This window comes from Skermanella mucosa, assembly GCF_016765655.2.
GTDB classification, from domain to species: domain Bacteria; phylum Pseudomonadota; class Alphaproteobacteria; order Azospirillales; family Azospirillaceae; genus Skermanella; species Skermanella mucosa.
Genome location: NZ_CP086107.1, coordinates 521733 through 542612, shown reverse-complemented (window position 1 = coordinate 542612; position 20880 = coordinate 521733). Strand labels below are relative to the sequence as shown.

At 61.8% G+C, this 20880-nt stretch carries 16 protein-coding genes; 13 read left to right on the top strand and 3 right to left on the bottom strand.

The annotated features are described in order from the left end of the window. The first annotated feature begins 74 nt into the window (after positions 1–74). The 6 genes from JL100_RS32395 to pyc all read left to right on the top strand — a co-directional run bounded on the left by JL100_RS32395 (position 75) and on the right by pyc (position 8858). Positions 75–257 carry a hypothetical protein gene (locus JL100_RS32395; protein ID WP_202685179.1) on the top strand — a complete coding sequence of 61 codons (183 nt, stop codon included), beginning with the start codon at positions 75–77 and terminating at the stop codon, positions 255–257. A gap of 159 nt (positions 258–416) precedes the next feature. Next, complete coding sequence (locus tag JL100_RS32390) at positions 417–1904, top strand: FAD-linked oxidase C-terminal domain-containing protein (RefSeq protein ID WP_202685178.1); 1488 nt, start codon at positions 417–419, stop codon at positions 1902–1904. Between the two features lie 8 nt (positions 1905–1912). Beyond that, a complete protein-coding gene (gene glcE, locus JL100_RS32385) occupies positions 1913–3136 on the top strand; it encodes a glycolate oxidase subunit GlcE (RefSeq protein ID WP_202685177.1) in 1224 nt (407 codons plus the stop codon). Between the two features lie 14 nt (positions 3137–3150). Continuing rightward, the gene (gene glcF, locus JL100_RS32380; RefSeq protein ID WP_202685176.1) at positions 3151–4518 is read left to right on the top strand and encodes a glycolate oxidase subunit GlcF; all 1368 of its coding nucleotides are present in this window, start codon (positions 3151–3153) and stop codon (positions 4516–4518) included. Between the two features lie 73 nt (positions 4519–4591). Beyond that, positions 4592–5140: a c-type cytochrome gene (locus tag JL100_RS32375; RefSeq protein WP_323378595.1), complete on the top strand. Its 549-nt coding sequence runs from the start codon at positions 4592–4594 to the stop codon at positions 5138–5140. 253 nt (positions 5141–5393) lie between these two features. Beyond that, complete coding sequence (gene pyc / locus JL100_RS32370; RefSeq protein ID WP_228421560.1) at positions 5394–8858, top strand: pyruvate carboxylase; 3465 nt, start codon at positions 5394–5396, stop codon at positions 8856–8858. Positions 8859–8993: 135 nt separating this feature from the next. Here pyc and JL100_RS32365 read toward each other — a convergent pair whose 3' ends face one another. Continuing rightward, positions 8994–11009, bottom strand: coding sequence for a sigma-54-dependent Fis family transcriptional regulator (locus tag JL100_RS32365; RefSeq protein WP_202685174.1), 2016 nt, complete (start codon positions 11007–11009; stop codon positions 8994–8996). 983 nt (positions 11010–11992) lie between these two features. Between JL100_RS32365 and JL100_RS32360 the strand changes: the two genes are divergently transcribed. The 3 genes from JL100_RS32360 to JL100_RS32350 all read left to right on the top strand — a co-directional run bounded on the left by JL100_RS32360 (position 11993) and on the right by JL100_RS32350 (position 13270). After that, complete coding sequence (locus JL100_RS32360; RefSeq protein ID WP_202685173.1) at positions 11993–12292, top strand: DUF4167 domain-containing protein; 300 nt, start codon at positions 11993–11995, stop codon at positions 12290–12292. Positions 12293–12389: 97 nt separating this feature from the next. After that, a complete protein-coding gene (locus JL100_RS32355; protein WP_228421558.1) occupies positions 12390–12800 on the top strand; it encodes a hypothetical protein in 411 nt (136 codons plus the stop codon). A 191-nt stretch (positions 12801–12991) separates the two neighbouring features. Beyond that, positions 12992–13270, top strand: coding sequence for an HU family DNA-binding protein (locus tag JL100_RS32350; protein ID WP_202685171.1), 279 nt, complete (start codon positions 12992–12994; stop codon positions 13268–13270). 180 nt (positions 13271–13450) lie between these two features. Here JL100_RS32350 and JL100_RS32345 read toward each other — a convergent pair whose 3' ends face one another. Together JL100_RS32345 and JL100_RS32340 are read right to left on the bottom strand one after the other, a co-directional pair. Beyond that, the gene (locus JL100_RS32345; RefSeq protein WP_202685170.1) at positions 13451–13810 is read right to left on the bottom strand and encodes a hypothetical protein; all 360 of its coding nucleotides are present in this window, start codon (positions 13808–13810) and stop codon (positions 13451–13453) included. 202 nt (positions 13811–14012) lie between these two features. After that, positions 14013–15116 (bottom strand): site-specific integrase, encoded by a 1104-nt coding sequence (locus JL100_RS32340; RefSeq protein WP_202685169.1) that lies wholly within the window; start codon positions 15114–15116, stop codon positions 14013–14015. 486 nt (positions 15117–15602) lie between these two features. Here JL100_RS32340 and JL100_RS32335 point away from each other — a divergent pair, with 486 nt between their 5' ends. From JL100_RS32335 to tnpB, 4 genes are all read left to right on the top strand, one after another. Next, a complete protein-coding gene (locus tag JL100_RS32335; protein ID WP_202685168.1) occupies positions 15603–16376 on the top strand; it encodes a PEP-CTERM sorting domain-containing protein in 774 nt (257 codons plus the stop codon). A 603-nt stretch (positions 16377–16979) separates the two neighbouring features. Next, complete coding sequence (locus tag JL100_RS32330) at positions 16980–20099, top strand: tetratricopeptide repeat protein (RefSeq protein WP_228421556.1); 3120 nt, start codon at positions 16980–16982, stop codon at positions 20097–20099. A gap of 35 nt (positions 20100–20134) precedes the next feature. Further along, the gene (gene tnpA, locus JL100_RS32325) at positions 20135–20509 is read left to right on the top strand and encodes an IS66-like element accessory protein TnpA (RefSeq protein ID WP_228421521.1); all 375 of its coding nucleotides are present in this window, start codon (positions 20135–20137) and stop codon (positions 20507–20509) included. Next, positions 20506–20853 (top strand): IS66 family insertion sequence element accessory protein TnpB, encoded by a 348-nt coding sequence (gene tnpB, locus JL100_RS32320; RefSeq protein ID WP_202685791.1) that lies wholly within the window; start codon positions 20506–20508, stop codon positions 20851–20853. Before tnpA ends, tnpB begins: the two co-directional genes overlap by 4 nt. Positions 20854–20880: the final 27 nt, after the last annotated feature.

The following is a 20880-nucleotide window of genomic DNA, read 5'->3' as shown; positions in this document are numbered from 1 at the left end:
GTGGTAGCAACCGAGAAGATCATTAAGCGCCTAATACCGGAACGAACTAAACTTAAAACTGGGAAATCAACACAATGACCGAACAATCGACACCGGACGAGCAGGCATCCAAGGATGAGTTCTTCAAGCGGATCGCCGACCTGTCACAAGAAATGACCGCCGTGCACGGTGAGGACTTCACGATAGGCGCCCTGATCCTGGGCGCCCGCTACATCGCGGAGAAGAAGGTGAAACCGGAGGAGGCGGAGAGGAAGTAGCGTCTGTCAACCGCTTCATCCTTCGCGACAAACCTTATCCGTATTGAGGCATTGAGGCGTAGTGACCTTGGGTCATGTTTGACCTCCGCGGGGGGGATAGCCCGTTGGGCGGCGAATGGGTTGGGCGGCGAGTGGGAAGCAATAGGGGAATACACAATGATGCAGATGCCACCACTCGATGCGTCGGTTCTGACCCGCCGCCGCGAAATTGTCGAAGCCCTGCGGACGATGGTACCCGGCGAGGGCGTGATCGATGACACCGACGAACTCCGCGCCTACGAAACCGACGCCCTGACCGCCTACCGCCAATTGCCGATGATCGTCGTCCTGCCGAAGACGACCGAGCAGGTCTCCCAAGTCCTCAAATACTGCAACGAGATCGGGATCAAGGTCGTCCCGCGCGGAGCCGGCACGTCGCTGTCCGGTGGAGCGCTGCCGCTGGCCGACGGCATTATCCTGGGGCTCGGCAAGTTCAACAAGATCCTGGATATCGACTACGGCAACCGGACCGTCACGGTCCAGCCAGGCGTCACCAACCTGGGCATCACCAATGCTGTGGCGCATGAGGACTTCTATTACGCGCCGGACCCCAGCAGCCAGATCGCCTGCACGATCGGCGGCAACATCGCCGAGAACTCCGGCGGGGTCCACTGCCTCAAATACGGGTTGACCACCAACAACGTCCTCGGCATCGAGATGGTGCTGATGAATGGCGACGTCGTGCGCTTGGGCGGCAAGCACCTGGACAGCGACGGCTACGACCTGCTCGGCATCATGACCGGCTCCGAAGGGTTGCTGGGCGTCGTGACCGAGGTGACGGTGCGCATCCTGAAGAAGCCGGAGACGCTGCGGGCCGTGCTGATCGGTTTTCCCAGCAGCGAGACTGGGGGAGACTGCGTCGCGGCCATCATCGCGGCGGGCATCATCCCCGGCGGCATGGAGATGATGGACAAGCCGGCGATCCACGCGGCGGAGGAATTCGTCCACGCGGGCTATCCGCTTGATGTGGAAGCTATTCTGATCGTCGAACTGGACGGACCGGAGGCGGAGGTCAACCACCTGATCGGCGAGGTCGAGACGATCGCCCGCAAATGCGGGGCGGTGTCGATCCGCGTCAGTTCGTCCGAGGACGAGCGGATGGTGTTCTGGGCCGGGCGCAAGGCGGCGTTCCCCGCCGTCGGGCGGATCAGCCCGGACTATCTGTGCATGGACGGTACGATCCCGCGCAAGGAACTGCCGCTGGTGCTGAACCGGATGGCGGAGATGTCGGAGCGCTACGGTTTGCGGGTCGCCAACGTGTTCCACGCGGGCGACGGCAACCTGCACCCGCTGATCCTGTACGATGCCAACAAGCCGGGCGAGTTGCAGGCGGCGGAGGACTTCGGCGCGGATATCCTGAAGCTGTGCGTCGAGGTCGGCGGCGTGCTGACAGGCGAGCATGGCGTCGGGGTCGAGAAGCGTGACCTGATGATCCATCAGTTCACCGAAACCGACATGAACCAGCAGCAGCGGGTCAAGTGCGCCTTCGACCCCGACGGCCTGCTGAACCCCGGCAAGGTGTTCCCGCAGCTTCACCGGTGCGCCGAACTGGGCCGCATGCATATCCACCGCGGCCAGTTGCCGTTCCCCGATCTTCCGCGCTTTTAAGGGCTGGCATGACGACTCATTTGAAGCCGGCGGACGCGGCGCAGGCGCTGGAAGCCGTCCGCTGGGCCATTTCCGAGGAAACCCCGCTGGAACTGGTGGGCCACGGCACCAAGCGGGCGCTGGGCCGGCCGTTCCAGGCGACCCACACGCTGGACGTATCGGACCTGTCGGGCCTGAAGTTCTATGAACCGGCGGAACTGGTGCTGTCGGCGCAGGCCGCAACGCCTTTGGCCGAGCTGGAGGCGCTGCTGGATGAGAACCGCCAGCAATTCGCCTTCGAGCCGCCCGATTTCGGGCCGCTGCTGGGCGGAGAGGCCGGCAAGCAGACGATCGGCGGCGTGGTGTCGTGCAATCTGGCCGGCCCCCGGCGGGTCAAGGCCGGGGCGGCGCGCGACCACTTCCTGGGCTGTCAGGCGGTCAGCGGTCGCGGCGAGGCCTTCAAGGCGGGTGGCCGCGTGGTGAAGAACGTCACGGGCTACGACCTGCCGAAGCTGCTCGCCGGGTCCTACGGCACGCTGGCGCTGCTGACGGAAGTCACGCTCAAGGTGCTGCCGGCGCCGGAGGACACCAGGACGGTCCTGATCCGGGGGCTGGACGACGCGACGGCGATCCGGGTCATGGCGCTGGCGCTTCAGAGTCCTTACGAGGTGGCGGCTGCCGCCCATATCCCAGCAGCCCTGGCGGGCGGCGTCGGGGTCGAGGAGCTTGGCAGCGGCGTCGCGGCGACGGCGATCCGGCTGGAAGGCTTCGGGCCGTCGATCGAGTACCGGGCCGGCAAGTTCCGCGACCTGTTCCGGGACTTCGGCAGCGTCGAGTTCCTGGAGCGGAAGCCGTCGCTGGCGTTCTGGGCGGCGGTCAGGGACGTGAAGCCGTTCGTCGCCAACCCGGAAAAGCTGGTATGGCGCTTGTCGGTGCCGCCGGCGGATGGCGCGCGGGTGGCGGCCGACATCGCCTCAAGGATTCCGGCGGAGGCGTATTTCGACTGGGGCGGCGGGCTGATCTGGCTGGCGGTCGATCCCACGGTCGAGCGCGCGGGGCAGGAAGTGATCCGTGAGGCCATAGGTCTCGGCGGCGGCCACGCGACGCTGATCCGGGCGCCCGATATGGTGCGGGCCTCGGCGGACGTCTTTCATCCCCAGGCAGCGACGCTGGCGGCCTTGTCGGCACGCGTCAAGGAATCCCAGGACCCTAAGCGCATCTTCAATCCCGGCCGTATGTACGCCGGGGTCTGACGCGGAGAACCGCCATGCAGACCAACTTCTCCCTGGCCCAGCTTGCCGACGCCGATACGCGGGAATCCGAAAAGATCCTGCGCGCCTGCGTCCACTGCGGCTTCTGTACCGCGACCTGTCCGACCTATGCCCTGCTGGGCGACGAATTGGACAGCCCGCGGGGCCGGATCTACCTGATCAAGGACATGCTGGAGAACGACAAGCCGGCGACCGATCAGGTGGTCAAGCATATCGATCGCTGCCTGACTTGCCTGTCGTGCATGACCACGTGTCCGTCCGGCGTGCACTATATGCATCTGGTCGACCATGGCCGCGCTCATATCGAGAAGACCTACCGCCGCCCTGCCTCCGAGCGCCTGATGCGCAAGATGCTGGCGACGGTGCTGCCGCGTCCGGGCCTGTTCCGGATGGCCCTGATGGCGGCCAAGGCCGGGCGGCCTGTTGCCGGCGTGATGCCGGCCAAGCTCAAGGGCATGCTGGCGCTGGCCCCGAAGAAGATCCCCGGTCCCAGCCCCGTGGACAAGCCGCAGGTGATCCCGGCGGAGGGGACGCGGCGGAAGCGGGTCGCGATCCTGAACGGCTGCGCCCAGCAGGTGCTGAACACGGCGATCAACGAATCGACGGTGCGGCTGCTGACCCGGCACGGGGTCGAGGTGGTGGTCGCCAAGGGCGCCGGGTGCTGCGGCGCGCTGACCCATCACATGGGCCTGACCGACAACGCCCACGGCTATGCCCGCGCCAATATCCTGGCGTGGACCAGGGAGATCGAGAAGGGCGGGCTGGACGCGGTCGTCATCAATACGTCCGGCTGCGGAACGACCGTCAAGGACTACGGCTTCATGTTCCGCGAGGACAAGGAGATGGCGGACAAGGCGGCGCGGATCTCGGCGCTGGCAAAGGACGTGACCGAGTTCATGGCGGAGCTTGGCCTTGGCGAGCCGGTGGTCGAGACGGGGCAGGTGGTTGCCTACCACTCCGCCTGTTCGATGCAGCACGGCCAGAAGATCAAGACGCCGCCGCGCTCGCTGCTGGGCAAGGCGGGGTTCCAGATCCGCGAGGTGCCTGAAGGGCACCTGTGCTGCGGCTCCGCCGGTATCTACAACCTGGTCCAGCCGGAGATCGCGGGGGAGCTGCGCGAGCGCAAGGTCCGCAACATCGAGAGCACCAAGCCGCAGGTGATCGCGGCGGGCAATATCGGCTGCATAACCCAGATCGGATCGGGCACGTCGATCCCGATCGTCCATACGGTCGAACTGCTGGACTGGGCGACCGGCGGTCCACTGCCGCAAGCGTTGGAGAACCATACCGGATTTGCCGAATCCGTTGCAAGTTGGCCACGGAATAGGAAGTTAGCTTTAGAAAATTTGAAAATTGATCTTTAGCGGCAAGCAAAGCAGCTTAGGCGGGCATGTCTTGTCCGATAGATGCGGTACTTGTTCCTTCGGGAATTATGGATTGAGCAGTAAAGTCGAGAATAAGCGCGATGGCAAACCGGACATTTGGATTTTTCAGGTAGCTCAGCCATTGTTGACTTTTGGCACGCTTTTCGCGCGTCGCATGAAATCTCGGAATATTCCAGTGCTTTCTGGAGGCCGTAAAAAAGATCATCAGAGGAGTCCACTTATGAAGCGATATATCCTAGCAGCCGGCGTGGCGAACCTCATCGCGCTCGGCACAGGCCCCGCCTGGGCGGAAGGCGATGCCGCCGCCGGCGAGAAGGGGTTCAACGCCTGCAAGGCCTGCCACACTATTGAGAAAGGTAGCCCCAACCGCATCGGCCCAAATCTCCATAGCGTCGTCGGGCGCAAGGCCGGCTCGGTGGAAGGCTTCCAGTACTCCGCGGCAGTGAAGAATTCCCAAATCACCTGGGATGAAGTAAACCTTGACACCTTCCTCGCCGATCCGAAGGGCAAAATTGCCGGTAACAAAATGGCCTTTGCTGGCGTCAAGAATGAGAAGCAACGGCGGGACATTATCGCCTATTTGCAGAAACAATCGAAGTAGTTCGTTGAACGTCGACATCGGGCCCAGATGAATGTTGGCCTAGGGAACCTTTGTCTTCAGCAGATTACCCTTGCCATCGACCAGCACTTGGCCCTTTTGACCCGTCACCTTCTTGCAACCGTTATACCCCTATCCGAATACCTGAAGCTGCAATTGTTTCGATAGAGACTAACAGCAGCTGATTTACCCCGAAGGCTCCGTTGCAAGCCGCTCGGGAGTTTGGAAACGAATGCACAGGCACAGGAGGCCTGCTTTGCCGATTTCAAAAATTCTCGTTGCTAACCGATCCGAGATCGCCATCCGCGTGTTTCGGGCCGCCAATGAACTCGGTATCAAGACCGTCGCCATATGGGCGGAAGAGGACAAGCTTTCGCTACATCGGTTCAAGGCCGATGAAAGCTACCAGGTCGGCCGGGGTCCGCATCTCTCCAAGGATATGGGGCCGATCGAGAGCTATCTCTCCATCTCCGAAGTGATCCGGGTAGCTAGGCTTTCCTGCGCCGATGCGATCCATCCAGGCTACGGCTTCCTATCGGAAAGCCCCGAATTCGTCGAGGCCTGCAGCGATGCAGGCTTCATTTTCATCGGCCCAACACCGGATACCATGCGTCGGCTCGGCAACAAGGTCGCAGCCCGAAACTTGGCGATTTCGGTCGGCGTGCCGGTGATTCCTGCGACAGAACCTCTGCCGGACGACATGGCGGAGGTTGCCCACATGGCCGGAGAGATCGGTTATCCTGTGATGCTCAAGGCATCCTGGGGCGGCGGGGGCCGCGGCATGCGTGCCATCCGCGATCCGAAGGATCTTGCAAAGGAGGTGATGGAAGCCAAGCGCGAAGCCATGGTTGCCTTCGGCAAGGACGAGGTCTATTTGGAAAAACTGGTCGAGCGCGCGCGCCACGTCGAAAGCCAAATTCTCGGCGACACTCATGGCAATGTCGTGCATCTGTTCGAGCGCGATTGCTCCATCCAGCGCCGCAACCAGAAGGTCGTAGAGCGAGCACCCGCTCCCTATCTCTCGGAAGCGCAACGTCAGGAACTAGCGACTTATTCGTTGAAGATCGCCGAGGCGACGAACTATGTCGGGGCTGGCACCGTCGAATATCTGATGGATGCCGATACTGGCAAATTCTACTTCATCGAAGTCAATCCACGCATCCAAGTCGAGCATACTGTCACTGAGGTCGTGACCGGCATCGATATCGTCAAGGCGCAGATCCACATTCTCGAGGGCGCGGTCATCGGAATGCCGGAGTCGGGCGTGCCGAAACAGGAAGATATCCACCTCAATGGACACGCGCTGCAATGTCGCATCACTACGGAAGACCCGGAGCATAATTTCATTCCCGACTATGGCCGCATCACGGCTTATCGCTCAGCTGCCGGTTTCGGCATCCGCCTCGATGGCGGCACGGCCTATACAGGCGCGATCATCACCCGCTATTACGATCCGCTGCTGGAGAAGGTTACGGCATCGGGTGGCAGCCCGGAGGAAGCGATCAGACGCATGGACCGGGCGCTGCGTGAATTCCGCATCCGTGGCGTCGCGACCAACCTCACCTTCCTCGAAGCGATCATTACCCATCCGAAATTCGGCGACAACAGCTACACGACCTGCTTCATCGATTCGACGCCAGAGCTTTTCGCGCAGGTGAAGCGGGCCGACCGCGCCACCAAGCTTCTCACCTATCTGGCCGACGTGACAGTCAACGGTCACCCTGAGACCAAAGGGCGACCGATGCCCTCGCTGCACGCCACCAAGCCCGTGCTGCCCTATAGCAACTGTTTGGTGCCAGACGGCACCAAACAGTTGCTGGACAGCCTTGGCCCACAAAAATTTGCCGAATGGATGCGCGGCCAGAAACGCCTGCTAGTGACCGACACGACGATGCGCGACGGACACCAATCGCTGCTTGCGACCCGCATGCGCACTTATGACATCGCTCGCGCCGCCGGCGTTTATGCACGCGCACTGCCGAACCTCTTCTCGCTCGAATGCTGGGGCGGCGCCACCTTCGATGTGTCCATGCGCTTCCTCACGGAAGACCCATGGGAACGTCTGGCGATGATCCGTGAAGGCGCCCCGAATATCCTGCTGCAGATGCTGCTGCGCGGCGCGAATGGTGTTGGTTACACCAATTATCCAGACAATGTCGTCAAGTTTTTTGTCCGCCAAGCGGCCAGTGGTGGGATTGACGTCTTCCGCGTTTTTGACTGCCTCAACTGGGTCGAGAACATGCGCGTCTCCATGGATGCGATCAGGCAAGAGAACAAGCTGTGCGAAGCGGCGATCTGCTATACCGGCGATCTCCTCAATAGCGCGCGCCCGAAATACGACCTCAAGTATTATATCGGGCTAGCCGAAGAGCTGGAAAAGGCCGGCGCCCATATCATCGCCGTCAAGGACATGGCCGGCCTGTTGAAACCCGCTGCGGCGGGTGTGCTGTTCAAGGCATTGCGCGAGGCGACCAGCTTGCCGATTCATTTTCACACCCATGATACCTCCGGCATTTCAGCCGCGACCGTGCTTGCCGCCGTCGATGCGGGCGTGGATGCGGTGGATGCGGCAATGGACGCCATTTCCGGCAACACCTCGCAGCCATGCCTCGGCTCGATTGTCGAGGCGCTGTCGACCTCCGAACGCGCCCCCGGCCTCGATACGGAATGGATTCGCCGCATTTCCTTCTATTGGGAAGCGGTTCGCGGTCAATATGCGGCTTTCGAAAGCGATCTCAAGGGCCCGGCATCGGAAGTCTACCTGCACGAGATGCCGGGTGGCCAGTTCACCAATCTCAAGGAACAAGCCCGCTCTCTCGGCCTTGATGCACGCTGGCATCAGGTGGCGCAGACCTATGCGGACGCCAACAAGATGTTCGGTGATATCGTCAAGGTCACGCCATCCTCCAAGGTGGTCGGCGACATGGCGCTGATGATGGTCTCTCAGGATCTGACGGTCGCAGATGTCGAAAACCCCGCCAAAGATATCGCCTTTCCGGACTCGGTCATTTCGATGCTGAAGGGAGATCTCGGCCAGCCGCCGAACGGCTGGCCGGAAGCGCTGCAGAAAAAGGCGCTGAAGGGCGAAAAGCCCTATAAGGTCCGTCCCGGCTCGCTGCTTGCTGAAGCCGATCTCGACGCCGAAAGGAAAGCGATCGAAGCCAAGCTAGAGCGGGCGGTCGACGATTTCGAACTCGCCTCCTACCTCATGTACCCGAAGGTGTTCACCGATTTCGCCCTGGCGAGCGATACCTATGGTCCCGTCTCGGTGTTGCCGACGCATGCCTATTTTTACGGGCTTGGCGACGGCGAAGAGTTGCTCGCCGAGATCGAGAAGGGGAAGACGCTGGTCATCGTCAACCAGGCAATGAGCGGCACGGACGCTCAGGGCATGGTCACGGTCTTCTTCGAACTGAACGGGCAGCCACGCCGCATCAAGGTGCCTGACCGTACCCATGGCGCGATAGGTTCGGCCGTACGAAAGGCGGAAACCGGCAATAACGCCCATCTCGGAGCCCCAATGCCTGGCGTCATCTCCCACGTCTTCATTACCCCAGGTCAGGTTGTCAAGACGGGCGATGTGCTGCTTTCCATCGAGGCTATGAAGATGGAAACCGCGCTGCATGCGGAAAAGGACGGAACCATCGCCGAAGTCCTAGTCAAGGTCGGCGACCAGATCGACGCCAAAGATTTACTCCTCGTCATTTCACTGCAGCCTTAAAACGATCTACGTGGATCGCGCCACATAGATGCGATGAACGTAACTGGCCGAAATCAATAAAAATCTTCACCCGGCCCGCTGTACCCTCCCGGTCACCCCCGCCATCCCATACTGCTGACCGAAACGCTACAAGGATCAACTATCGCGATCAATCTCGTACTGACTCATTTTCCGGTACAGGGTACTGCGGGAAATGCCCAATGCGCGTGCCGCGTCCGTCATATTACCCCGGCTTTCTGCAACGGCCGCCTCTATGACCCTACGCTCAGTCATTTCAAGTGTTGCCGGTCCTTCTAACGGTTTAGCAGATCCGGTCTCAGCAACTGTTTCACGCAGTTCCTCCGGCAAATCTTCCACACCGACGATTTTCTTAGAAGACAACAAAATCAGTCGCTCCATCAGATTCCTTACCTCCCGGACATTGCCCGGCCAAGCATAGAGACGGAGCGCATCCATAGTCTCGGCCGTGAACTGGACAGGGTCCCTGCTGTAGCGATCGGCCACTATTTGGTTGAAGTGGGCTATTAGCTGATCGACATCTCCGTCCCGCTTCCGGAGCGGAGGGACGTGCAATTTAACCACGTTAAGCCGGTAATAAAGATCCCGCCGGAAGCGCCCTGCTGCAACTTCCTCGCGCAAGTTTCGGTTGGTCATTGCCAAAAGACGGGCGTTAACCCGCCGGGGAGTGTTGTCGCCAATACGATAAATGATCCCTTCCTCTAGAACGCGCAGAAGATAGGGTTGCAGATCGAGAGGCAATTCACCGATTTCGTCCAAGCACAGTACGCCATCATTAGCAAGCTCGAAACGTCCTACGCGACCTTCGGTGCTTGCCCCCGTGAAGGCTCCACGGACATAGCCGAATAGCTCACTAGCCAACATCTCCTTGGAAACAGCGCCACAGTTGAACGGAACGAATGGTCCGCCTGCCACATCGCTGGTGCCGTGGATCGCCCGCGCAAAGAGTTCTTTGCCGACCCCCGTTTCACCCTCGATAAGGACCGGGATAGACAGAGATGCCAATCGGCGAGCTTGATCTATGACGGTTTGCATGCTCGGGCTGTTCCCGATAATGCAATTGAAGTCTGCACGGCCAGGGTCGCTCTCATGTGGCACGGAGCGGACGCGACCAGCAATCCGCCTCCCGGATGTGCCTGGGATCACAAGTAGTGTGCCGCAGCGTTTTCCGTCTACGAACAGGGGCTTGACCCAATCTGCTCGTAGCTCAGGCAATAAACTGGTGGCACAATCACTCACCTCCGCCAGTCCGGGCAAATTGGAGATCCGGTTCCCACGCCTGAGGTTCACTACGCCCGGTCCGAACTGTCGTTCAAGTAATTGTATCGCTTTGCGACTGACGTGCAGCACGCGTCCTTTAGCATCACATGCAATCAGGCCATCCTCTGCATATTTTGCGGACTCCTCCAGACAGGCTTCCAATAGGCGAAAATGCTTAATTTCTGTCTGCTGCGCAATATTACGTTCAATGGCATGAGCTGCAATTGTAGTTAAGGCAAGAACCTGTACAGTAAAAGTTTGTTTTAGTCCTGATATATCGAGCAAGCCGATAATAGTTCCGTCTATTGGATCGCGGATTGGCGCACCAGCGCAACTCCACTTCTTGATGCCTTCGCAATAGTGTTCGGCCGCATTTATCAACACTGGTTGCCCTGCTGCGAGCGCTGTGCCAATGCCATTGGTGCCAGCATTGCTCTCCTTCCAGTGCCCGCCTTGACCTAGGCAAATTTCCTGCCCAGCGCTAACCGTCCGCAGATCACCAACGGCTTCAAGCACGACACCATCGGCATTCGTAATCAGCATGAGCGATCCTGTGCCTGCCAACAGATCGACTGCTTCTGCCAGCACGCCGGAGGCGGCCTGCAACAAATCACAATTAAGCTGTCTTTCCAGCTCGATATCGCTGCAAGGTACCAATGGCGCCGTCGAGCCATGTGGGTTGACACCATCACCTAGGCAGCGCATCCAAGAATTCGCGATGACATTACGCACCGCCGGAACCCGGTCAGTGCGTCCTAAAACAAAACTTTCCCATGCATTCATAGTTATAGATTGGCTTCCGGCGAGTACGTCAGAGTTGGTGGTGCGCAACGCGTCAGCGATGCGCTTTCCTATCAACTTGTTCGTGCTCATAAACGTCTCTCCCTCGCTTAATTCTTGTATTTTTTGGCTCTGTATTGTGGAAGCACTCTATAGGTTATGACAAAGATCACCTAGACCTTATTAACACAGAGATGTTCATAAGTTGCCACATGACACATGTGGTTTCCGGCCTGAGAGTTTGTTCGCAGAAGGGTCATGCCAGTCGATGCTGATCGTGATGCTACTTTGAGAAGAATGAGGCTGCCACCTGGTGTGTCAGTCGACCGCCTGCTCCCTTCGGACGGCCATCTGGTTCTCGAGATGCAAGCTACCAGCCCATCGGCGGCTTGACACAGGATCTGCTGCTTTGGGTGTTTTTGTACGTCAGTCGGTCTCCTGGATCCGATGGTAGCAGACCCAACCTCAGCCGACAGCGATTTAGGCACTCGCATTTCAGAGTCCGAGTTTGCCAGCAGAACTTCGCCGGAAGATGTTGGCCTCGCGGATGTACCGACGGGTCATCTCGGCGCTGGCATGGCCGAGTTGAGCCGGATGGCACGCTCGTCGCCATCATTCATCGCGACCGTGGTGGTATAACTACATCTTGAAATAACGACATTTCCCATAAATTATTTTCGCAACATGGGTTGCCGACAAGTCCCTACCGGCATGGGAAAAAGCCTACGGCGCGTCGGCCTTCTCGTCGGCCTCAGAGGCTGTCGCGGAGTGCCACCGGTGTCACTTTGTCACCACTGAGCAAAATCAAGGTCATAGCCCGGACAGCAGCGTCACTCCGGGCCTCACATCTGCCCATCGCTGGTCACCATTACCATCATAAGGCCGACAACCATCCCGGCGAGCCTTTCCCGTCCCGCCACTCCCGACGGTCACTTCCCGCCTGACCCTCAGCGCCCGGAGCTGGGCCGAGCCCGTTCCGGATCCACCTGGTAGCTCTTTCCAGGAATGCGTGATATCCCTCCGGCAGCGGTACAACCGCCCCATCGATCATGATCCACAATACAATGAGGGCATCCGTGACGCCGCCTGACCAGCACCGATCAAGATCCCGCAGCCGGTATCCGGCCGATCCCAAGCCGTCATGGAACGGCAGGGCCGGTCGATCGGGGGCCGACCGGGGCAAGGTCGGCGGCAATGCCATGGCAAAGTACGCGCGCTACCTGGAACTTGCCCAGCAGGCCAAGGTGATCGGCGACGAAATCGCGACGCAGCACAATCTCCAGCATGCCGAGCACTGGTACCGCACCGCGATGGCCGATCGGCAGCCTGAACAGGATGCGCGCGCGGCGTTCGATGAGGAGGTCCTTGTCGGCTGAACCGCCCCGTGAGGGATGCCGGCGTATGCTGTCGCTCCGGGCATGATCGCGTCGGACCGAACTAGACGTTTTGGTTTGGTTCTGCAATTCTGCCGTCATGGGCCACACGATGCAATCTGCCATGCTGCCAGACAGTCAAGCCGCGCAGGCGTCCGGCTGGCGTGCCTCATCCTTTGCGATCAGCACGCCCCAGGGCTGGCTCAATGTTGACGGGATCGTCCGTTCGCCGTTCGGGATCGACCAGCGGACCATCGGCGAGGCGGGAACCAGCGGATGGTCCGTGACCCACCTGCCGTCCGGCCTTGCGGTGGTTCGGCAGATCAAGGTGCTGGCGGCGGCTCTCGCGTTCGTCGACCGGATCGCCGGACTGACTGACTGGACGGTTCAGGAAATTGGCGCCACGCCGGACCTGCGGGCGCAGGTCCAAAAAGCCCTGGACCAAGCTTATGATGATTATTACGCGGGCCGCCTCGCACTGATCCCGGAAGATCCGTCCTCAGCCTCCTGAAATCGGACGCGGCCCTTTATGGCATGACCAAGACTCCAGCATTGCCAAGGGTATTTGGGCTACTACTATGGTCAGAGTTCTCTCCGATTATGCAGCTCATACACAGATTTTTGCTTGTTATCAGGTCCACTTAATGACACAGAAAAGCCTAGACGCCTGTTTGAGCAAAGTATTGAAAGGGAAATTCAATCATGAACCAGGCAGAGTTGATTGCCGCTGTTGCGGAGCGCGCCGGCCTGACAAAAGCTGACGCCGGTAAGGCGGTGGAGGCCCTGGTCGGCACGGTCACCGAGGCGCTGCAGCAGGGCGACGAGGTCCGCATCTCCGGTTTCGGCAGCTTCGGGATTTCCGAGCGCGGCGAGCGTCAGGGCCGTAATCCCCAGACCGGCGAGGCGATCACGATCGCAGCCTCGAAAGCCGCTAAGTTCACGGCGGCCAAGGCTGTCAAGGACGCGCTCAACGGTGGCTGAGGCGGGGGCACGGCGCTTGTGGGAAAGCCGTGCCCATCAGCTCAGTGCGGGACCATCGGACCTGTCACCAAACGCTTCGGATGGTGAAAGTCAGGCGGTTCGGGCGGGGGCGATGATAGCGGATGACTTCACTACCGTCCTTACCGTCTGGTCTGCTGCCTTCCGGCATGCGGCGCGGCTTCAGGAGAGCGTCATCTCCGCTTTCACGTTGTCGGCGATGATGGCGTCGACGACGTCGCGGTCGATCCAGCCGTCGGGCCTGAAGTCAATGCGCACCCGGTAGGCCGCCGCAGGAGCAGCCGCCACAGCCTGTTCGACACCGACGCCAACGAACCGGGCATGGTCAGTGAAGCCGCCCTGCGTGCGGCCGAGCGCCAGCAGGTCGGGATCCTGGACAAGCGCCTCCTGCAGCCCCCGGCGGAAGCTGTCGGCATCAAAGCCGGGCTTCTTTGCCTCGACAACGACGTCAAAGTAAACCGACCGCGGCCGGGTCGGAGCAATCGGGCCCTGGTTCTCCGTCAGATGGTCGACAGCGTCCAAGATGAAAGTCCTTGTATGATTGCGAACAAGATCAAAGCTCGCCCATGCGGCTCCCCGGCGTCTGTATAGCACATCGGCACTGTCAGACCCGTCCGATCGATCCGCCGGGTCGAAGCAACTTCGGCGGACGCAGCCGCTCACAGGTGTGTCTTCTCTTTGCGATCTCAGCTTTGTTTTGGCGGCCTCACCGCTCCCCCCGCCCTCACGGTCGAGGGCGAATGACCTTCTCGGTGACGTTGTTGCGCCAGAGGTCGGCGGAGCGCATGTAGCGGCGGGCGACCTCGACCGACTTGTGGCGGGTCTGGCGCATGACGTCGTGGAGTTGAGCCTCCGCCTCGGCCGCCGCGGTGGCGAGGCCGGCGCGCAGGCTGTGGCCCGAGTAGCTGCGGGTGGCACTAACAGCGAGGCTGCCGAAGGTTCTTTCCATCAGCCCGGGATCGCCGTCGCCGACCGCCTCGGCGGTGTCTCTGACGAGCCGAACTACCGCCTTGTCCGATAGCCGGGTGGCGGTCATGACACCGCCGGCGCGTAAGCCAACGAACAGAGGGTCGTCGGAATGATTAGCATCGCGGTGATCAAGCCAGCGGCGCAGCGCGGTCGGGGCGCACAGATCCGGGTCGTCGGAGCGCCAGACCGCGATCGCCTGCCCGGCCCCATGCTGGTCGGTCTTGGAGCGCCGGACCGTCAGCACAACCCCCCGGCCCTCGACGAACTCAAGGTCGCCGGCGTCGAGCGCTACGATCTCGGAGCGCCGCAGGGCGCCGCCGAAGCCGGCGAGCAGGATGGCGCGGTTGCGCAGGCCGAGCGGCGTGTCGGGCTGGGCCCGGACCATGCGGGCCAGCATCGCCAGCGTAATCGGTGTCGCCTGGCGGGCCGGGCGGGTGCCCCTGCGCCGGCGGATACCGTCCATCAGCAGCGCGATGCTCGGGTGACCGGGGTCGAGCGACAACCCGACCAGGCGGTGGGCGGTGACGATCGCGGCGAGGTGGACCTGGAGCGTCGCGACGGCGAGGCGCTCGGCCGCGGATGTGAGATACATGCCGACAAGCCTGGGGTCGCCGCTCAGCGCCGGCAGGCCGAGGCGGGTGCACCAGGCATCGTACTGGCGCCAAGCCGACCGGTATGCCCGCAGCGTGCCTGGTCCGCGTGCCTGGGTGGCATAGACCGCAGCTTGAGCAGCGAGGTCCCGGATCTCGTCGGCGCGGTCAGGGTCGAACGTGCCTTCTGGAAGGACGAGGTCGCCGAGGATGCCGGTCGACACCACCAGCCCCTGCCCTGGTGCCGCCGTGAAAATCTCGCCGTCCACCCTGTCCCCTCCCCCGCCCCGCCGCCCGGTCATCCCACAGGACGTCAGATCGCCCACGCTGACTTCTCTCGCGGGTAGCTGTACCGGAAGTTCTACTCGTCTGCAATGTCCGAAAAGATCGCTTGTCGGCATAATTCAGGCGTTATGGGAGGCGCTGCACACGCACAGGGTCGGTCATTTTCTGTTGAGGGAAGAAACTTGGTTTGTTTATGATCGGCGTGATGGTGATATACACTCTGTGGTTATTTTTGAGAAAACCCTTGAATACTCGCGAATAACCTGTTCGCGGATCGAAGGATCTCCAGAAAAGGTAGGCGGTATCCTTGGTCTGGCAGACAAGTTATTGTTTCTGTCCTCCAGTTCTTTACCTGAGATCATCAGCTTGTTTTATTAGCGGTATGCCTCAGTTGGGTTATGCTGGATGAGCGCCTTGTCCCGGTGATGATCATGACACCTATTTGAACCTGAGACTCAGGGGAGGATGATGTGATCGAAATCAATAGGTTCGCTGGGCTCTCGGCACTGGCGCTGGCTTTTTCCTGCTCGCTGGCATCGACGGCTTCAGCGATCGTTGTGTATCAGAATGATTTCGAGAGTGGCGAGATCGGAGCCAGCAGCAATTGCACGGGTACCGATTTCCTTCTCGGTTATACCGGCTGCCTTGTTGCCGCGCCTCCTGACGTGGCAGGAGGGGGATCGGGCAACTTCGCGGCCTATGCCGAGCCGGGGCAAACCACGGACAACGGCAGCCCCATTCCAGGATCGGCAGCAAGTTTTACGACCGGACCGTTGCCGAACCTGTATAGCGGCAGGTATGAGTTCTCATTCCAGGGATCAGGATTACGCGAGCTGAGGTTCGCGGAAGGGTTTACGCCAATCTTTGTTCAGGAGGATGAGAGTGGGAATCTTCCTGACATCGTCTCATATCCGTTTACGCAATCCGGTACCGCATTGACTGTCGATGGCGACAGCTACACGGTGCTGTTCGATCTCGATGTTCGAAAGCAGTTTTTTGGCAGCGACGGGTTCGGCGATTTCGCGCAGCAGGCTTTCTGCGGTGTCGATGAGCCGTTCACTCAGTGTAATTTTCGCTTCACGTTCGCCATCAGCGAAGGCGGCTGGGTTGATGATATTGAGCTGAATCTCCTGGATGGCGATCCGGTTTCAGTTCCCGAGCCCGCCACCGGTGCCATGCTGATGGTCGGTCTCGTTGCGGCCGGAACCATGATGAGACGGCAGAGCGGTCGCAAAGAAACCTGAAATAGAGCCGCCTGTCCGCCAAGTGCATAGCACCCACGGGCAGGCAGCTGCATTCCAACTCAGCCCATGACCGGGCTACTTCCGGCTCTACTTTTCGCCGTTCTGCCGCTCGAGGCTCGCAGCGTCTTGATTAACGGCCAGTTCGGTTTCGGTCAGCTTTCCAGAGGCCAAGCTGGTTACGCCTCCGGCTTGGCCATGGCTACTTGATAAGCAATCGCACGCCTTCGCTGTTCCAGACAGGAGTATCAGGACCCGTCCCGGTCCCAGGCGAACAGGACGTGGCGGGTTACAGCTCTGAGGCCAGCTACATACATCAACCAGACCATCTCGCTGACCTGTCGGCGGGTCATCCACGTGCAGCGCGTGGTCGCGCTGCGGGACCTGATCTCCGCCGCCTGATATAGCTTCTGGTAGTCAGACGCTTGTCTGCTGCGCAACTCGCCCCGAAAGTTGACAGAGCCGTGCAGCCAAGTCTGGCGTATCGAGTGACCGATCCCTATGATTTGTCAGCCCTCCCCGAGCCCGGGTGATGAGCAGTAGGTAATCGCAACCAGCCGACGGCGAGCGCAAAAGGAGGCGTTGCGGGAACGAGTAGGTCGCGACGTGTCCGAAGGGGTGGAGCCCGACAATAGTATTCTTCCTTTCCCGCCTCTCGGCCAGGGCGGGAAGGCGAGTATCCCGATCACGACGCGGCTCGCGATCGAGATCCCAAAGCCGAAGGACTGGCAAGCATTCCAGCGAAACTGCGTGCTGCTGTTCCGCGCCGAGCTGAACGACCCCCACGCGCAGGAATATGGCCGCGCCGGGCAGAAACAGGGCGGCATCGACATCCTCGCCCGCCGCGATGGACGGGACGAACACTTTGTTGGGGTGCAGTGTCGGCTCATCACCAATCCGATCAAAGAGGCGAAGATCCTCTCCGACGCCCGGGAGGCGCTGAATCTCAAGGCGGGGTTGAAGGAGCTCATCTTCGCGACCACGGCACCGGACGACACGACGGCGTCCGACGCCGCCATCGCCGTCACCCGGAAGCTGAAGGCCGAGAGGCACGATCTGACGATCGTGGTCTACGGGTGGGGGCAGCTCCAGACGCTCATCGCGCCCCACGAGGTGGCGTACAACGCTTTCCATCCCTCCGCAGTCGCCAGCTCCGTGCCCCAGAACACGGGACCAGCCGCTGGCACACCGGAGTTCGCGGCGCTCGTCGCGGCCCAGGTCGTGAAGCAGATGCGCGGCGCCAGCCTGACCGCCGCGCCGCGTGAGGGCGCCGCCAGCGCCGAAGAAGATCCGGCGCTCCATGCCCGCATCGACACCTTTCGCGATCTCTTCAAGGAGCAGGGTGAGCCGCTGCTCGCCGAGAAGGGGTTGCTAGCGATCTTGAGTAGGGAAGACCTGTCGGCGAAGCCATGGGCGCGATATCGCATCGAGACGAACCTCGGCTCGATTGCGATCGACCTTGGGCGCGAGGCGGAAGCAGCCACCCGCTTCGAGGCCGCCCACGCGGTTCGCCCCGAAGATCCCAACGCGCTGGCGAACCTGGCCTTGGCCCGAACCATACAGGGGCGGTTCGAAGAGGCGATGGCCGCGGCGCAATCCGCCCTCAACGGCGACCCACGGGCCGACCACGCGGTGGGTTACCTGCTCCAGGCGGCTGCCCGGTCCGACTGGCAGGAAGATCCTGAGACCCTCATTCCGCCGGACCTCGTGGGCTCGGCGCAGGCGGACATCGGCATGGCGGAGTTTCTGCGCCGCCGAGACGTGCCGGGCTGGGCCGAACGCAGCCTCGAAATGGCGCGCCGCCATGCCCAACTGCCGGAGTTTAAGCTCGTTCGGGCTATCGCCGTGCTGTCGCTGGCGGTCGAGTCGGGAGCGATCATCCCCGGCGGTCACGGCCCTGTGACCAGCGCCGAGCTGAGCGCGGCGGCGGACGACATGAAGGCCTTGGTCGAGCACTGCCTTGCCGTCGGGTTCCCTGATGCACACGACTTGATGGTTCATCTGAACAACGCCGCCGTTCTGCTTCGGCTCTGCGAACGCCACGGCGAGAGCGAGGCGCTCCTCGTGCGCGGGATGCCGAAGGTTGGCGACCAACCGCAACTGAGACGCCTGCTAGCCCTGGCTCGCTCGGTTCAGGATCGTGACGAGGAAGCTGTCGCAGCGCTCGATGGGGACACCGACCCGGAAAACCAGATCCTCCGGGCCGAGCTACAAGCCTCCTCCGGTGACGCGGCCGGCGCTATGGCGGGCGCGCTTGCAACCGAAACGGATGGTCTGCCGGAGCGGCTGCAACGGCTTCGCTGGCGGATCATCGGCGAGTGCGCCCTGCGCCTGGATGATCGGGCCAGTCTCGATGCTGCGGTAGCCGGCCTACGTGCCATCGACCCGCAGGAAATCGGCGCGAGCCTGCTGGAGATTCGGGGCGAGCGGAAGACGGTGGCGGATGAGGAGGCTGCCCAGGATCGGCTGCGGGCGCTCGCGGCTTCCGTGCCGTCCGATCTCGACATGGTTTCGCGCTACTTCTTGGCGGTTGAGCTTCGGAACCAGGATCTGCCGGACGAGGCGTCGAGGCTTCTCGAGGGGCATGTCGATCTGACGCGGCCGAGCCCGTCGACGTCGTTGTTCCTCCAGAGCTTAGCAGGCGCGCGTCGCGACGCGGCGTTCCAAACGGCTTTGGCCGAGGCGGCGCCGGAGGTGCGCAACGACCCGGCGACGCTCTGGACGGTCGCGGCACACGCCTGGAACGTGGGGGACCTGACCGCCGCGATGGCGGCCGTGGACGACCTGTTGGCCCAGGAGTCCGACCAGCCGCGGGCGCGACTGCTCAGGATTGAGATCTTCGTTCGGCAGGACCGCTCCGTCGAACTGTTCTCGGAGTTGGAGAAGCCGCTCGAGCGCTTGCCGTGGAACCGACCGAGCGACCAATTCCGCTTGGCGTCACTGCTCGGCCACTTCGGATTCGCCGAGCGCGCGGCCGACTTCGCCTACCGATTGTTCCTGCAGCATCGCGATCGGTCTCGGGCCTGGATAACGCTGTCGATGCTCGTTCTGGACGAGGGTCGAGGTGAGAAGGACAAACCGCGGCTGTGGAACGTGTCGGCTGTCGGTCCGAACGCAGCCGTGGATCTCGCGTACGATGACGGCGCGGAGCTCTTCTTCGTCGTCGAGCCCGATGCGGCGTTGCGCAAGTTCGATCCCGAGTCCTGGGAGCCGGACCACGCGCTGGTGCGGGCCGTGACGGGGCTCAAAGTGGGCGAGCGCTTCGTTGGCCCGGACGGGCGCGAAGGCGTCGTTCGCCAGGTTCGGCACAAGTACGTCGCCCGGCTCCACTACGTGATTGAGCATCACGAGACGCGCTTCCCTGAGATCACCGGGTTCAGGCGCGTCTCGGTCGACGTCACGCAGCCGGGCGGACTCGACGGTCTGATCGCACAAGTGAAGGCGCGGCGCGACTGGATCGAGGAGGAGGAAACCCAGTACCTCAACGGCCCGATGCCGCTCGGCGTCCTCTCGCATCGGGTCGGCATGGACACGATCGAGGTGGCGGGCGGACTGGCCGGGCATGGCGTGAAGCTCAAGGTCGCGGTTGGAAACCTCGATGAGCGCGAGTCCGCCAGCCGGGCGGTCCGCGAGAACGCGCGACGCGGCTGCGTGCTCGACCTCCGTAACCGGCCGATCCAGGCCGCCTTACAAGGATTTTGCTATCGAGATAGCTTACGTCGTTAACGACGTCGTTATGGACGTCAACAGCGAGGTGAGATATGCGGGTGGAGGTTCTGAATGGAAGTGAGCGCCGGCGTCGCTGGTCTTTGGACGAGAAGATGCGGATTGTCGCCGAGGCTGCCGCTCCCGGGTCGAGCGTCTCGGAGGTGGCGCGCCGGCATGACATCTCCCGGCAGAACATCTATCAGTGGCGCTGCGAGTTGAAGCGCAAGGCCGTCCATCCAACGGGCAAGGCCGTATTCCTCCCGGTCGAGGTGACGGAGGAGGAGCCGGGCCTGGGCGCCGGATGTGGCGGGGATGCGCCAAGCCACCCTGTCGAGATCGGGCTGCGCAGTGGCCGCACCCTGCGCTTTGCCGCCGACCTTCCGGATCGCGTTCTGATGCGGCTGATCCGGGTCGCGGAGGCGGCATGATCGGCCTGGGCACCGGCGTTCGGGTCTATCTCGCCTGCGGGGTCACGGACCTGCGCAAGGGAATCACCGGGCTGGCGGCGGTCGCGCAGGAGCACCTCCGGCAGGCCCCCGGCTCGGGTGCCGTCTTCGCCTTCCGGGGGCGTCGGGGCGACAGAATCAAGCTGCTCCACTGGGACGGCCAGGGGTTTTGTCTGTATTACAAGGTTCTCGAGCAGGGCCGCTTCCCCTGGCCGGCACCTTCGGACGGATCGGTACGGCTGACGGCGGCACAACTGGCAATGCTGTGGGAGGGAATCGACTGGAGGCGTCCCGCCTGGACTGCCGGACCGATGCGGGTGGGATGATTTTCCCTGTTCATGACTGATGAATAC

Coding starts and splice junctions, on each gene's coding strand:
- tnpB (WP_202685791.1), top strand. CDS start 20,506: ATGATCGGCCTGGGCACCGGCGTTCGGGTCTATCTCGCCTGCGGGGTC.
- tnpA (WP_228421521.1), top strand. CDS start 20,135: ATGCGGGTGGAGGTTCTGAATGGAAGTGAGCGCCGGCGTCGCTGGTCT.
- JL100_RS32355 (WP_228421558.1), top strand. CDS start 12,390: ATGGGCCACACGATGCAATCTGCCATGCTGCCAGACAGTCAAGCCGCG.
- JL100_RS32390 (WP_202685178.1), top strand. CDS start 417: ATGCAGATGCCACCACTCGATGCGTCGGTTCTGACCCGCCGCCGCGAA.
- glcE (WP_202685177.1), top strand. CDS start 1,913: ATGACGACTCATTTGAAGCCGGCGGACGCGGCGCAGGCGCTGGAAGCC.
- JL100_RS32395 (WP_202685179.1), top strand. CDS start 75: ATGACCGAACAATCGACACCGGACGAGCAGGCATCCAAGGATGAGTTC.
- JL100_RS32365 (WP_202685174.1), bottom strand. CDS start 11,009: ATGAGCACGAACAAGTTGATAGGAAAGCGCATCGCTGACGCGTTGCGC.
- JL100_RS32350 (WP_202685171.1), top strand. CDS start 12,992: ATGAACCAGGCAGAGTTGATTGCCGCTGTTGCGGAGCGCGCCGGCCTG.
- glcF (WP_202685176.1), top strand. CDS start 3,151: ATGCAGACCAACTTCTCCCTGGCCCAGCTTGCCGACGCCGATACGCGG.